This window comes from Vibrio neptunius (genome assembly GCF_000967495.1).
Classification (GTDB): domain Bacteria; phylum Pseudomonadota; class Gammaproteobacteria; order Enterobacterales; family Vibrionaceae; genus Vibrio; species Vibrio neptunius.
In genome coordinates this window covers 1-14,314 of the sequence record NZ_JXXU01000041.1, presented here as the reverse complement: position 1 = coordinate 14,314, position 14,314 = coordinate 1, and the positions used below count along the sequence as shown (strand labels likewise).

The window sequence follows — 14,314 nt, the reverse complement described above, 5'->3', positions numbered from 1 at the left end:
TTAGGGAAAAGATCACCTGCGAGCTTTTCTCTTTTTCCTGCCTTCCATTCGCGTTATTTTATTTATTCTATTCAAGCAGTTAATTGGAAAACGTGATGACAGAGTTTGAAAAAATGGTGTCGGGTCAGTTGTTTAACGGCTCTGACGGTAGTGTCAATAAAGTTCGTGAGCAAGCCACTGGTTTATTGCAAGAGTTAAATCACAACACCAGTGATGCGCAGCGTGTCGATCTTTTCCGCCGGCTGCTAAAACGCTTTGGCGAAGCGAGCATGATTCGTTCTCCTTTTCTTTGTGAGTTTGGCCAAACCATATCCATTGGGGACAACACCTTTATCAATATGAACGTCACCATGTTAGATGGCGCTGATATAACCATTGGTAACCACGTACTGATTGGTCCCAATACGCAATTTTATACGGCAGGCCACCCTTTGGACTATCGTAGCCGACGTGGCTGGGAAACCACTTGCTTGCCAATCATCGTTGAAGATGATGTTTGGATTGGCGGCAATGTGGTGATCAATCAAGGTGTGACGATTGGTGCACGCAGCGTCATTGCCGCCAACTCTGTGGTCACACGTGATGTTCCACCAGACAGCCTGTATGGTGGAACGCCAGCAAAATTAATAAGACATTTGACAGAGAACGACAGTTAACGCTAGGTTAAGCTCCTTTGTGGTCAAATTGAGAGAGTTGTGTGAGCCAACATAAATTTACCTTGTGCGGTGTGTTAGCCATCCTACTATGGAGCAGTGTGATGGGGCTGGCTCGGACGGTCACCGAATTTTTGGGGCCGATTGGCGGTGCGGCATCGATTTATACCGTTGCTTCTCTGTTTTTGGTGATGGTCATGGGGTTACCCAGAATCAGAAGCTATTCACTGACCTACGTCATGCTGGGTGGCGGGCTGTTTGTTGCTTACGAAATATGCTTGGCGCTCGCACTCGCTATGGCGAACTCTCGACAACAAGCTGTGGAAATGCTGGTCATTAACTACTTATGGCCTGCTTTGACGGTGTTATTGGCAGTGACGTTTAGTCCGAAGAAAACCAATATCTTGGTTTATCCGGCGATTGCTCTGGCGTTTTTTGGTGTGGCTTGGAGTATCACTGGAGAACAGGGGCTGTCTTTCAACCAAATTGCCGCTAATGTGGCGACCAACCCGCTCACTTACGCGATGGCATTTGTCGGCGCGTTTCTGTGGGCGATCTACTGCAATCTCACTAAGCGAATTTCTAAAGGGCAAAATCCGATCACCTTGTTCTTTATAATGACCGCCGTAACGTTATGGATAAAGTACGCCATTAGTAATGAAACGGGAATGAGTATCCATCTTGAATCTGGTGGTTTGTTGCTCATCACGGGGATTGCGATGGGCAGTGGCTATGCGCTTTGGAACTACGCAATTATTGGCGGTAATATGGTGTTGCTCGCAACCTTGTCTTACTTTACACCTGTGCTGTCTACCGTTATTTCTTCCGTGATTCTTGGCCTAGTGCTCACCGATACGTTTTTGCAGGGGGTGGCGCTGGTGACGATAGGGTCATTGTTGTGCTGGTGGGTGACGAGGGAGAAAAAAGTGGCTTCGGTTGAACCACAGCCGTGTCAGGACTGAGGTTTACCAGCGGATCTCTATCGGTGTCCCTGTTTTCACTAGAGTGAGCAGTTCATCCATTTCTTCGTTAGTAATGGCGATGCAGCCGTTAGTCCAGTCAAAACTCTGTACAAATGTTGCGGGGCGCTGTTCCCCGTTTCTTAATCCATGAATCTTTATGTTTCCTCCAGGGTTGATATTGAGCTGCTCTGCATAGGCAATATCCCGTAGGTTGGGGTAGCTGATATGAATTGAGCGATAGAACTCCGAATCATCAAGCACGAAGTCGAGATAGTAGCGTCCTTCTGGTGTCCGATGATCCCCTTCCTGAGTTTTATGTCCCTTTGGATGCTTGCCAAGGGCAATGCGAAATTCCCTCACTACCTGATCATTGTCGATCAGGTACATGCGGCGTTTGGATTTATCAACCTTGACCAAATCAACTTCTGCGATGGCTGCAAAGGCAAAAAACAACGTGCCCAACATCCCAATTGTTTTAGAGGCAGTCCTTTTCATTATTGAATTGTCCGCTTAAAACAGAAAGGCAGCTAAGACGCTGCCTTTCGTGGCTAGATGATTAGATTAGGGAGAGATTGAAAATATATCTTGCTCCGCAAACCCCAGATTTTTAAACGCTTCTATCGCTTCATGACGACTGGACGCATCGACTTCAAATGAAGTCATTTGAGATCCATCAAAATAGAGGATCACATAATGAGTACTGGGATCTGGCTTTTCAATTGCCGACATCATTCCTCCAGTTATTCATTAGCGTAATGAATATAAACCTGGACAATGCCTCTATCTTGACTGTGCTAAAGCTTCGCTAATCTTTCCTCTGGCTTCCCTGTTGCGCGAGGCATTTTGTCCACCTTGTTTATTAGTTTAAGCAGTTTTGCAGCATTCCAGCCAGTTTCTTGCTGAGAAAAATGACACTTTTGCATTTCATCCAGTTCATTCTGGATCTCGTTAACAAGAGAAGGATCGTTAATTTGTGCTTCCATCAGCCATTTTGAGGCGCTGTGCTGTGCTTTAAAATGGTCTCCTGCTTGCAAAGCCGCTATCAAAGCGTCACTTGATTTGAGGGGAACGTTGATTTGCCTTTTATCTGACTCGATTGTTTGTGGACGTTTTGTTAGCCACAGCACAGTGCTGATTGCCCAAAGAAGAGCAAACAACCCGGTTAGATAGGGCCAGATGCCTGGGTCACTGACGGTGACCGTTTTTATGTCGGCTGGCGCTGTGTATGGAGAGGCCGGTACGGGAATGTTCAAGCTCTCACCGGGGCTGACATCCAGTGACAAACCATCCAGACGCGCGGTCTTTTGTTGTTTGTTCTGGCTATCCCACCAGTTGAGATTAACTTCCGGTAGGTCAACCTTGCCCGTTTGCTGAGGAATGAGGACTTGTTTTAATGTCATACGAGTGAAGCCATTATTCAGTTGCGCGAACTGGGGCTTTTCTTCATAAACGCGAATACCTTGTGGGTAAGTGATTTTCAGATTGGGGAATCGGTCAGATGACAGCCCTTTGATATCAAGCGTCAATTCACGAGTAATTGAGTCTCCAACTTTGGCTTGAGGCGTCGAAGAGGAGGCGATGTTTTCTCCATCGGCCGACGTCCATGTTTGGGCTAAATTAAGCTCAGAGGTAGGTAGCCATACCCCCGTGTAGCCTGCTGGCTTGTCTTCTACTTTGATATCAAATGTTTTCGCAGGGGTATCCACGGAAATGAGCTTGGTCGTTCCTGTGCGGTCATTTCCGTACACAACGGAGCCTTTGAAAGCCGCGCTGGTGAGCGTGTATTCCCCCGGCTCGTCTGCCGTGATGAGGTAGTTCTGATCAAGTACCGTGACTTCTACGCCACCCAGCACACTCTGGTACTGATTCGGTTCGCCAATTTGAGTTAAGGTCAGACCGTCGACTCGTGGAGGAACCACATTTGGGTTTTGCAGTCGTCTAGGATCGGCCTTGATAATGAGACGAGTTTGTAATGACGCACTCTCATTGGGGTAGAGCGTTGTTTTATCCAGTGAGCTGCGCAGTTCAACGAGATCGGATACCTTAGGCTCATCTCTGTTCATCGTGACTTGAATCGCGATTGGTTTCGAGCTCGCACCATTGATGGTAAAAGCGGGAATCTTTGCCACGCCGAGAGTCTGAGCGGCTAGTGTTAAGTTCCACTCACTGCGTGTACTGCGATTGCCATTGACGATATTGATCGAAGATCCAAAGCTAGGTCGACCCACATAGAAGTCTTTTTGCAATCCGCTGAAATCAATATCGTCGGAAGATACCTTTTCGTCGACCACCACGCGAAGTTGAAAGACTTCGTTCTTGACGACTTTATTCTTGCTGACAGACGCCCAGACGTTAGCCGCCATCGCGGGTTGGCTGAAAAAAGATAACGCCAGCGCTAAGAAGCTAATCAGTTTCATTATTTGTCGATTCATAGTTACCACTTCTTACCTGTATTCTGCGGTGGTTGTTTTTGTTGAGCTTGCAACATCATCTGTGCTCGGAGTAAACGGCTAGGGTCGCGCGCGCTTTCGACCTGTTCCAGTTTGCGAAGTGCAGGATCAATGTGTTCTAAATTTTGTTCCTGCTCTGCTGCGCTTTGTGGCGGAGTCGCGGTTTTGTTTTGCTGCTCTGGTGCTTGTTCCGGTTTTGGTGCGCCTTGCGGTTGTTTCTCCTGCTGTTGCTCTTGTTGTTGCTGATCAGCACTGGAACTCGAGGTTTGTTGCTTTTGTTGTTCGTCAGTCTCTTCCTGATTTTGTTCAGGCGTTTGAGAGGGCTGTTGATCAGATTGCTTGTCAGAGGATGGCTCATTTGACGAAGGATCTTGCTCAGATGGAGAAGAATTCTCTTGCGCTGATGAGCTGTCATCGCCAGACTTTTGTTGCTGTTGCTGTTGCTGTTGCTGTTGCTGTTGCTGTTGCTGTTGCTGTTGCTGTTGCTGTTGCTGCTGTCTGACAATATTCAGGTTGTGCTGTGCATCTTCGTGGTTTGGATCTTGCGTAAGGACATCCTCATAAAGACGAATCGCTTGATCAAACTCTCGGTTCTGAGCATAGGCGTTAGCGAGGTTGTATTTTCCGCGTAGAGTTTGTGAGCCTTTAAGCGCATTGATGGCCGCAGGGAAATTACCCGCCTGATATTGCGCAATGCCTTGCCACTCTTTGCTATCGAACAGATCAGCCGCTTGTTGATATTGCTCGGCATCATAGAGCTGCTTGGCTTGTTGATCCTGATTGAGCCAGGCTGAGGCCATTGCAGGTTTCGGCGTCAGTAGCGGGTAAGCCATAATGACCAAAGCAAACAAAAAGCCACGGCGAAACATAAGTAATGCTGGGATGACAAGCAAGGGGACTAACCAGATACCACTATTGACCCGATCGCTGATTTGTTGTGATTGGTTTAACTTACCAGTGCTTTCGATGCGGCTGGTATGATTGGCGATGGCGTCGATGTCACTGTTGTTAAGCTGAATGGGTGTAAAGAAACCACCAAGGGCATTGGTGACACTATTCATATTACTGAAGTTAGATTTAGCGACCACCGTTTGCCCAGCATCGGTTTTAAGCAGAGTGCCGTCACTGAGTTTTATCGGGGCACCTGAGCGGGTACCCACACCCAGAATAGACAGTCGCCAGCGAGTGCCTTCAACCAGATCTTCAATGCCTTGGGTTTCCGCATCATCTAAATCGTCAGTGAAGAGAATAATGTCACCGCGAGATAAACCTGTGTTTTTCATCATATTGATGGCCAAACTGACAGCCTTCACGGCGTCGGCACCCGGGTAGGGCATCAGCTCAGGGCTGAGATTCGGTATCAGGTTTTCGATGGTGCGCGTATCGGAGGTCATCGGACTGACGGTGTACGCATCACCAGCGTAGGCGACAAGCCCTGTAGTCCCTTCACGCCACTGTTTAAGTAAGTCGCTGGCCTTGTATTTTGTTTGGGTCAGCCGGTTAGGCTTGATGTCGGTCGCGTACATGGACATCGACATATCCATGATCAATACACGACCACTGTCGTTGCTGAAGCTCGGTCTTTCAGAGCTATTAAAACTTGGCCCAGAGAGAGCAATGATGGCGATCAAACCGCTGGTCGCAATGGCACTCGTGATGGCATTCCGTGCCGATTTTTGCTGTATACCCATTGCTTTGGCTAGATGAGGAGCGATCAACGTCTGGCTACGGCTACGTTTTGAGAGCCAGAAAACCAATCCACATAGTGGAACAAGTACCAGCAGCCACTCTGGGTAGAGGAAGCGAAAATCAGACATGATTCCTCCTAATGATAATCAGTACAAATAAGCCTGTCAGTGCTATCGCCAGTGGTACCCCGAACCACTCTTGTTGTGGTCGCCAGGTCTGCGTGGCTTGGCTAACAGGTTCTAGGCTATTAATGGTGTCATAGATGGTGGCCAGTTCTTTGCTGTCACGAGCGCGGAAATATTGTCCACCTGTTAGCTGGGCAATGCTCATCAGAGATTTTTCGTCTAAGTCTTGTGCAGTGTTGACTTTACGTGTCATGAAAAACTCTTTGACCATCATTTCTCCAGCACCGACGCCAACTGTGTAAATGGTGGCGTTGTACTTTTTGGCAATTTCGGCGGCTTCGATAGGATCCAGTACGCCCGCCGTGTTGCTGCCATCGCTGAGTAGTATCATCACTCGTTGTGGCGCATCGCTATCGACGAACGTTTTGGTTGCAAGCCCAATACCTTCACCAATAGCGGTTTTGGTCCCTACAAGGCGTAATACAGTTTGGTTTAGTTGCTCGGCGACTGTCTGTCTATCGAGAGTTAATGGTGTTTGCAGATAAGCGTGATCGGCAAACAGCACTAAACCCAATCGGTCTCCCTGACGTTTGGATATAAAGTCAGATAAGACGTGTTTGACGGCGCTTAAACGGTCGATGTAATCACCGTTGAACTGCATGTCTTCTTTACTCATTGAGTAAGACAGATCGACAACCAGCATCATGTCTCTATGCTTGGGTTGTGTCGTGACAGGATCGCCATACCAGACAGGTCTCGCGACTGCTGTAATCACGCCTAGCCAGACTAAGCTCGCCAGAACTTTAGCCAATAAGTTTCTCGGCGCACTGCCGACTGCTGAATTCGGCAAGTAGGGCATATAAACCGGCGATGACTGCTTAACCGGTGGCAGTAAAAAATAAATCAGTATGGGAAGTGGTAGCAACAAAAATGCCCACCACCATACGAATTCGATATTAGCCAACTTTGGCTCTCCTTCTTTTTGGGGGAAGCGCTTCGTCAACCCATTGGGCGCAATGGGTAATCAGTTCAGCGGCGTTCCCCACAGGCTGTTTTGAGTACAAGGCTTCTTGCCAAAGTTCATAGTTGTTAACGAACACGGGTGACTTCATCTGAGTATCAAGAAACGCGTACCACTCTTTGCCCGTGAGCTGCGCTACCTCTTCTCTTGGGTAGTAACACAGTGCGGCTTGACGTAATAATTCAATGGCTTCAGCCGGTTTGTCGCCGGCTTGAATCAGCTTTAGCGCGGTTTTCTTTGGTGCCAAACGCTTTTTGTTCCAGCGATAAGTCAACCAAATGATCAATGTGCCAAAGACAATCGCTCCTGCGGTTGCCCACCATCCCCATGCAAGTGGAAACCATGAAGGCACTTCCGGTAGTTGCATTGGATTGAGTGGTAATAGTAAATCCTTGTTATTGGTGCTCATTGATTACGTCCAGATAATTGTTGTAGTAATGACTCTTGGGTAGAGAGACGAGTAAAACTCAAGCCGTGGTGAATCGATAAGTCTTTCAGATCCTGCTGCTTTTGTTCAAAAACAGACTTAATTTGGTCGCGTGCTTTTTGTGAAGAAAAATCCATCCACAAGGTTTGACGCTTATCGGAAACTTGTTCGACGCCACGGTAACGAGTGATGCCTGCTTCCAAAGGATCGGAAATATGGACCAGTCGTACGCGGTTGTGCGCACGTAATCGAGTGAGTAATGGCTGGTTTGATTCTGAAAAGCGCAGAAAGTCACTGATAATAACCACTTCGCTACCTTTGGGACAAAGGCGATTCAGAGCTTGTAAGGCGTGGCCCATGTCGGTAGCGTGACCTGTAGTCGATTGATGCAGTGTGTCCTGGTGAAGCGTCACCAAATGCTGCATTAACGCGAGCGGACCTTGATGACGACTGGTTGGCTTGAGTTCAGTCAGTTGGCTACCAGTATCAATGATGGCACCGATGCGATCTCGCTGCGCGACAGACAACCATGCGATTAGGCTTGCCATATGAGAGGCCAACACCGATTTGAACATCAGCTGAGAACCAAACATCATACTGGCACTGAAATCGACATAAACAATAATGGGTTTCTCTCGCTCTTCCGTGAACAGCTTAGTGTGAGGTTTACCCGTTCGTGCGGTCACACGCCAATCAATGCTGCGAACATCGTCTCCAGCTTGATACTGACGGACTTCGGCGAAGTCCATACCACGACCGAGTTGCTTACTCTGATGTTGCCCCAACATTTGAGACCACAAACTCTTGGCAGGAGGTAACCACTTTATCGCTTGTTGCTTGTAGTAAAGCAGTTCATCAAGGCACAAGTTCACGCCGTCAGAGTGTGGGGATAATTGTTTATCCATCTGTTCCCCTTATGCGCTGCCCACCAGAGACAGAAGGCGGTTAACCACCTGATTGGCGCTTATACCTTCGGCTTGAGCCTGATAGCTGAGCAGAATACGGTGTCTGAGAACAGGGAAAGCCATCGCCTGCACATCTTCTGGAGAGACATAGTCACGACCCGATAGCCAAGCGTGAGCTCGAGCACAGCGATCTAATGCGATGGTGGCACGAGGGCTAACGCCCATTTCTATCCAGTTGTTTAGCGTATCGTCATATTGCGTTGGCTGTCGTGTTGCCATGACAAGACGGATAATGTAGTTTTCCACGCCTTCAGCCATATGAATATTCAACACTTCTTGACGGGCAGAAAACACTTCCTGTTGTGACAGTACAGGTGGGGTTACTTTTTCTTCACCCTTTGCCTCGCCTCGATTTAGACGCAGAATGTCCAGTTCACTTTCTGCATTTGGATAGTCCACCGCTAAATGCAGTAAAAAGCGATCCAATTGGGCTTCAGGAAGTGGGTAGGTACCCTCTTGCTCAATGGGGTTCTGTGTTGCCATCACTAGAAACAATTCAGGAAGCGGGTAGGTTTTTCGACCCGCCGTGATTTGCTTTTCTGCCATGGCTTCAAGCATTGCTGCCTGAACTTTCGCGGGTGCACGGTTGATTTCGTCAGCCAAAATCAATGAGTTAAAGATTGGCCCTGCTTGGAAAGTGAACTCGCCTGTTTCTGGACGGAATATATCAGTACCGGTTAAATCGGCGGGCAGTAAATCAGGGGTGAACTGAATTCGATGAAAATCACCGTCAATACAATCAGCCAAGGACTTTACTGCCCTTGTTTTGGCTAGCCCCGGTGGTCCTTCGACCAAGATGTGACCATCGGCGAGTAACGCGACTAAAAGTTGTTTAACCAGTTCAGCCTGACCAATAACTTGGCTCTCCAAGTATTGCTGAAGGTTGTGAAATGACTGAGAGTTCATTGGTGTCTATCTCCTCACTTTTTCACTTAGTGGTTTAAGCCGTGAAAAAGTTCATCCATTTTGACTTTATTGCGTTTTGTTTGCTGATTTACTCATCAACACAGCATTGCAATATAAGTGCTATTATTCAGTTATTTACAATATGGGGATTTTGACTCCTCATGCAAGTGTTCAATATCGAAAAATTGGTTTGCAAATCAGTACGAAATTGATGAATTATTCAGTAAAGAAATGTAATTTACATCCGATATAGATAGATGCGTCACTATTGAGCTTGGTTTGGCCCTCTCCGGAGCCAGTCAATCTGTGGCGATGATGAATTTTCATAATGACAAAGCGCTAGAAGGCAACGCGAATGATGAAACTAAACGCGATCAGTATTAAGCAAAAGGTTGTTGCGGGTATTACCTTTGCTGTTCTTGCTTCAACAATTATTGTTGGGGTGATGGCACAGCGTCAGGCACGCGAAGTTCTGGAGCATAGGCTGGTAAATATAGAATTACCCTCGATGCTAGACCAGATCAAGGGACAAATTGACTATGATGTGACTCAGCTACTGCGAGCTGCGGAGCAGATCGCAAACAATGAATTTATCAAAGATGCGATCAGCACGACCAACATTGATCCTCAAGTTGAAGCCAAGTTGGTCAAGGAACTGAATAACGTTCGTAACCAATACAATTTGAATGATGCTTCCGTTGCGAACCGTGAAACGGCGTATTACTGGAACCAAAACGGCTTTTTACGCCAATTGACCCAACAACAAGATGGTTGGTTCTTTGGTTTTACCCGCTCGAATCAGCGCACCATGGTGAGCATGTTCCAAGAGTCGACAGGGGAAGTGAAAATGTTCGCCAACTTCCAGTTTGTTAATGGGCTAAGTATGTCTGGCCTATCTAAGTCGATGGATGATATGGTCAGAATGCTGAATGGTTTTCAAATCGAAGACACAGGTTTTGTCTTTCTGACTGACTCTCAAGGGCAAGTTCAGATCCATCGTGAGAAAGATAAGTCCAGTTCGACGCTCTCTCAGCTCTATGGCAGCGACGCTTCCAAACTTCTCAATAAATCGGATTTCAACCTGATTGAAGCCAGCTACGACGGTGAACAAGTGTTCGTATCAAGCTTGTACATCCCTTCCATGGATTGGTTTGTGATTGGTGTTGCTCCTGTTAATGAAGTCTTCTCCGATTTAAATCAGGTGGCGAAGCAAATGACCATTACGACATTAGTGGTCGCGGCTTTGTTTATCTTTATGGGGCTATTTTTGGCAAACAGCATTGCCCGTCCTATCAGGTCGATCGCAGCACGCTTTACCGATCTTGGCCGAGGCGACGGTGACCTTTCACAACGTATTGAAGTGAAGAGCAGCGATGAGATTGGCCAGCTTTCTGAAGGTTTTAACGGCTTCATTGAGAAAATTCATGAGTCGATGAAAGAAGTGGCGTCAACCAGTGGGGCGCTACAAACCGCCTCTGACAGTGTTTCCCAAAAAGCCAACACGACACACGATAACAGCCAAATTCAGCGCGACCAAACCATTCAAGTCGTCGCGGCGATTAACCAAATGGGCGCAACGATCAGCGAGATTGCATCGAATGCGGCCACTGCCGCAGAAACGGCGAATCAAGCCTCTGATAATACCCAAGTTGGTCAAGATGTTGTCAATAAGGCCAAAGATGCGATCAGTCGTTTGGCTACGGACATAGAGAATACTGGTCAAGTCGTTGAGCAACTGGCATCGACAACACAGGAAATCGGCTCGATTCTGGATGTTATCCGTGATATCTCCGAACAAACCAACCTACTTGCACTCAACGCAGCCATTGAAGCGGCGCGAGCTGGCGAGCAGGGTCGTGGTTTTGCTGTAGTCGCGGATGAAGTACGAAACTTGGCGAGTCGAACCGCAGATTCGACGGAAGAGATCCAGAAGATGATCAACCAGCTACAAAGTGATGCCAAAGATGCGGTAACGGCGATGGAAGCGGGTAAATCAGTCACTCATGAAGGGGTATCATCATCAGATGAAGCGGTTGGCGTGTTGGTGAGTATTTCCGAGCGTATCCACGATATTTCTGACCGTAATACTCAGGTGGCGACGGCGACGGAAGAGCAATCAACGGTTGTGCATACCATCAACCAAAATATCGAAGAGATCAACGCCATCAATGAAGTGACAACCAGCACAGCAGAAGAACTGGCAGCCGCGAGTTCTGATCTGAAAGAGTTGTCCGAACGTCTGGATCGTATGGTAGGAAGCTTTAAGCTATAAAACCATTCGTAAACTAGAATAACTGGGGTTAAGTGGGTAAACTTAGCCCCAGTTTTTATATTGATTAGGTAAGTAATAGCATGAGTGATTTTGAAAAAGAGCTGGAGCAAATGTCACAGGAAATGAGTGATGAGCCTGAAGTAGCCCTGCCATCACTTGAAGAACAAAAAGCCATCGCAGCAGAACTGAAAAAGCTCGAAGAAGCGGGTGAGTTGACTCCAGAAATCCTAGAACAGTACTTCGGCAAGTTCTATTCGAAAACCGATAAGCCAATTCACTAAGTAAAAGATATCTTTCTAAGTTACTGATATTATTAATTTAAAAGGCCGAAATCTCGGCCTTTTAAATTGCCTATATAACCGTAGTAGCTATGAAGTGGCGGCAGGGCTCTCAGTTTTTTAAAGTGGCGATAGGGTTTTTTGATAGCACTTCGGACAAGTGTTCTGGAGCAAGTTCGTCTAACACAAGGACTTTAGTCGGTTATGTAGGTATACATAGTAACAAAGTGCTCTTCATCATTCTGAATCAATACATCAAAACCGTTATCTCGATATATATCAATAAGCTTATCCACTTTACCGCATTCCAGTATGATGGCTCTCCCACCAACTAATGCTTGAGCCGCTTCGATAATGGCATAAACCTCTTCTAAAATGTCGGGTAGAGATATTGGATTTTGCAGAATAGTAAAATTTTTACCGATTTGCCCAATAAGATAAGTTTTAACGCTCTCCGAGTGTTTATTAATGCCATCTAGTTTTTACTTGATTCTGAGACAGTTCGGCTTGTGTCAGAGAGACTTCTTTAAAGGATATCGAAAAATAGGCGAGAATATCAGCGTTTTCACTATCGAGTATTAGATAAGTGCGAGAATTATCGCTTTGCTCGAATCGTATGGATTTAGTTTTAGAAAGATTTCTAGCTCTGGATTTTTGGGGCAAGAAAAATCAGAGAAAAGCCGTTGGCAACCTTCTGTACCAACAGCTTCTAACAAGTCGCTGAGTTTGATAACTTCTGTACTAATCGCTGAATACCTTTTTCTTTATCAGACTCATAGTCGCGCTTCTTGACACTGATCTTGCGTGGATTTTTCGCTGCGTTTTTAAACTTTGCGATAGCCACTTCATCAGTCACAACGAAGTTCTTATCAAATGAAGTAGTAGCCATAGCTAGAACCTCCCTTATAAAACTTATACTCACTTGGAGTTATGAATCACGTAGTAGCTAGGCAGCTGCTACGTATTGATCATGCCTACTTTTTCGCCGCATGTCTGTTTACTAGTATTAGCCAGTTAGTAGCGCGACACCTCGCATTTAGTATAGCGGATAGTACCAGCAATGTGGGTAGTCAGTCTGTTGAGAAGACTAATGTATCATCAGAGTAGTAGGTGCAGTACAGGGCTTGTAACGCCTGTCCTTTAAAAGCTCCCTTGGCATACTAATAGGCCTCGCGTGATTCGAGGTCTTTGATTTTTAGGGCGTTCGACTAATGCCAATAGCCTTGGCCATTAAAAACAGCAGGATCTCTAGGAAGCTTTCTTAGTGTGTATTCATTCTTTAGGTACATTTTTCTAAAGTTTTCCCTTTTAGCCCCCCAAGCTGGCAATCGCTCGAGAATTCGAACAATTCCCTGAATCTCTTCTGATTCGAATGCGTATCCTTTAGCTAAAGAGTCGTTAAGAATAGGATAGATATCTTTGTAAATTCGATTGGAACTCTATTTATTATCAACTCTTTTGTTCATTAGCAATAATAAAGTAGTAAGAGGAGATGACTTACTGACTTCCTTTAATAAAGTTGCGCTCATCTGTAATTACCTTTGCAATATATAAGTTTAACAAAATTTGTAGTGATAATAATGTATAGTAATCACTAGGTATTTCTTGATTTGCATACAAAAATACAGGATAAAGCCCTTCCAAAATAGTAATTAAAACAAACCAGACAGCTAACACTTTCCTTACGTTTCTACCTAATAGATCGACACCTTTGAAAGACAAAAATAATGTGATTACAATGGGGTAATTAGTTAATGAGGCTAAAAAACCTATTACTTGTTCGCTAATGCTTGCTACCATCCCCAACGCATACATAAGAGCAGAAACAACGGTTAGTAACAGTAAGAGAATAAAAGGGCTTGATGTGTAAGTATTATCTCTCATTGACCTGAGTCTCATAGTCCTAAAAGTGTTAAATCAAAAAATACTATAACGGGGTTTTTAACTAATGAAATAGGTAAATCTCAGGACAAAAAATTAAAATTGATAAATAAGTATTATTTATTGCCGAGGACGATGAAAACCGCTTGTTCGTATTATTTCATTTTTTAGATTAAGGTGCATGCCCTTAATGCCCCCTGACGATCGATGAATCATTTATTTGGGTGCGGGCTTAACGATATTGGTTAACCTTCATAATGCTTGATGACGTTGCTGACCATAGCGGCCATATCAATGATTTCGGCACCGCCCAAATCAGCCATGATGTGTAAGAACACCTGCAGATTCTCTTTGGCCATAGCATCAACGGATTTTTTACCGCCCATAAATAGGTAGGGGGTAAAGACCATGACTTCGTCTTTGCCCACTGGGCCATACGTTTTGAGTACAGATGGGAACAAGGGGATTGAGTTGCTAATGATATCCACATCTGCGGGCTCTTTTATACCGAAAAAACTCTGTATCGCAGCATTGGCCCGCCCGCTCTGAATTTCATTTTCATCACCACTACTCGTTTTTATCCAGTTGAATGACGGCTTTATTGTCAATGAGTGTCCAGTATTTATTCCCCACAGATAAAGTTCGCCATAAGCACTTCGCGCTATGACATGGTAGTTGTCATAAT

The 14,314-nt window shown here is 45.8% G+C and carries 14 protein-coding genes; 4 read left to right on the top strand and 10 right to left on the bottom strand.

The genetic code is table 11. The features are described 5' to 3' along the window. Positions 1-95 precede the first annotated feature (95 nt). Both TW84_RS14095 and yddG read left to right on the top strand, forming a co-directional pair. Positions 96-656, top strand: a complete 561-nt coding sequence (locus TW84_RS14095; protein ID WP_045976272.1) for a sugar O-acetyltransferase — start codon at positions 96-98, stop codon at positions 654-656. 41 nt (positions 657-697) lie between these two features. Further along, positions 698-1,615 (top strand): aromatic amino acid DMT transporter YddG, encoded by a 918-nt coding sequence (gene yddG / locus TW84_RS14090; protein ID WP_084720236.1) that lies wholly within the window; start codon positions 698-700, stop codon positions 1,613-1,615. Positions 1,616-1,618: 3 nt separating this feature from the next. Here the strand turns inward: yddG and TW84_RS14085 are convergent, their stop codons facing one another. From TW84_RS14085 to TW84_RS14055, 7 genes are all read right to left on the bottom strand, one after another. Beyond that, a complete protein-coding gene (locus tag TW84_RS14085) occupies positions 1,619-2,110 on the bottom strand; it encodes a L,D-transpeptidase family protein (RefSeq protein WP_045976270.1) in 492 nt (163 codons plus the stop codon). A gap of 299 nt (positions 2,111-2,409) precedes the next feature. Next, positions 2,410-4,047: a BatD family protein gene (locus TW84_RS14080; RefSeq protein WP_240478185.1), complete on the bottom strand. Its 1,638-nt coding sequence runs from the start codon at positions 4,045-4,047 to the stop codon at positions 2,410-2,412. Positions 4,048-4,049: 2 nt separating this feature from the next. Next, positions 4,050-5,882, bottom strand: coding sequence for a VWA domain-containing protein (locus TW84_RS14075; protein WP_045976269.1), 1,833 nt, complete (start codon positions 5,880-5,882; stop codon positions 4,050-4,052). Further along, positions 5,875-6,843 (bottom strand): vWA domain-containing protein, encoded by a 969-nt coding sequence (locus TW84_RS14070; RefSeq protein WP_045976268.1) that lies wholly within the window; start codon positions 6,841-6,843, stop codon positions 5,875-5,877. The genes TW84_RS14075 and TW84_RS14070 overlap by 8 nt, the downstream gene beginning before the upstream one ends. Beyond that, positions 6,836-7,309 (bottom strand): DUF4381 domain-containing protein, encoded by a 474-nt coding sequence (locus tag TW84_RS14065; RefSeq protein WP_045976267.1) that lies wholly within the window; start codon positions 7,307-7,309, stop codon positions 6,836-6,838. Before TW84_RS14065 ends, TW84_RS14070 begins: the two co-directional genes overlap by 8 nt. After that, the gene (locus tag TW84_RS14060) at positions 7,306-8,232 is read right to left on the bottom strand and encodes a DUF58 domain-containing protein (RefSeq protein WP_045976266.1); all 927 of its coding nucleotides are present in this window, start codon (positions 8,230-8,232) and stop codon (positions 7,306-7,308) included. Before TW84_RS14060 ends, TW84_RS14065 begins: the two co-directional genes overlap by 4 nt. 9 nt (positions 8,233-8,241) lie before the next feature. Beyond that, entirely contained in the window at positions 8,242-9,198 is a 957-nt protein-coding gene (locus tag TW84_RS14055; RefSeq protein ID WP_045976265.1) for an AAA family ATPase, read from the bottom strand. A gap of 355 nt (positions 9,199-9,553) precedes the next feature. Here TW84_RS14055 and TW84_RS14050 point away from each other — a divergent pair, with 355 nt between their 5' ends. Both TW84_RS14050 and TW84_RS14045 read left to right on the top strand, forming a co-directional pair. Further along, complete coding sequence (locus tag TW84_RS14050; RefSeq protein ID WP_045976264.1) at positions 9,554-11,470, top strand: methyl-accepting chemotaxis protein; 1,917 nt, start codon at positions 9,554-9,556, stop codon at positions 11,468-11,470. Positions 11,471-11,550: 80 nt separating this feature from the next. Further along, a complete protein-coding gene (locus TW84_RS14045; protein ID WP_045976263.1) occupies positions 11,551-11,751 on the top strand; it encodes a chromosome partitioning protein ParA in 201 nt (66 codons plus the stop codon). Between the two features lie 706 nt (positions 11,752-12,457). On the opposite strand, the gene TW84_RS14040 is transcribed toward TW84_RS14045, so the two are convergent. The 3 genes from TW84_RS14040 to TW84_RS14030 all read right to left on the bottom strand — a co-directional run. After that, positions 12,458-12,637: a hypothetical protein gene (locus TW84_RS14040; protein WP_045976262.1), complete on the bottom strand. Its 180-nt coding sequence runs from the start codon at positions 12,635-12,637 to the stop codon at positions 12,458-12,460. A 608-nt stretch (positions 12,638-13,245) separates the two neighbouring features. Continuing rightward, complete coding sequence (locus TW84_RS14035) at positions 13,246-13,632, bottom strand: hypothetical protein (RefSeq protein ID WP_045976261.1); 387 nt, start codon at positions 13,630-13,632, stop codon at positions 13,246-13,248. Positions 13,633-13,874: 242 nt separating this feature from the next. Further along, a partial coding sequence (locus tag TW84_RS14030) for a T6SS immunity protein Tdi1 domain-containing protein (protein WP_045976260.1) occupies positions 13,875-14,314 on the bottom strand: 440 nt, incomplete at its 5' end.